The following is a 263-nucleotide window of genomic DNA, read 5'->3' on the forward strand; positions in this document are numbered from 1 at the left end:
AGCCATCACTGATGGCTTGTGCCCAGACATGCGTGGCCGCCTGGGCCATTGCTGCAAATTCGGGCGCGATGGTCACGCTGCCGTCCTCTGCCGCCATTACCGTGCTCTGCGTGGCGATTAAGCGATTGCTGCCCGCAGGGCAACCGCATTGCACCGCGTGCCCGTGAGTTGCGACGGCAACGCCCTCAACGATAAAGGTCGGATTGCCTTCAGCGATAAACCCCATGCTGCTGCATTTTGGGCACCATACCGGATCGCTGATT

Annotated in this window: 1 protein-coding gene; it reads right to left on the minus strand. The window is 60.5% G+C overall.

Features of this window, described 5'->3' with window-relative positions:
- The coding region (locus AACY45_RS29010) for a PAAR domain-containing protein (protein ID WP_339548910.1) at positions 1-226 on the minus strand (226 nt) is incomplete at its 3' end.
- Between the last annotated feature and the right edge of the window lie 37 nt (positions 227-263).

This window comes from Pseudomonas sp. RA_35y_Pfl2_P32, from assembly GCF_963970735.1.
GTDB lineage: Bacteria > Pseudomonadota > Gammaproteobacteria > Pseudomonadales > Pseudomonadaceae > Aquipseudomonas.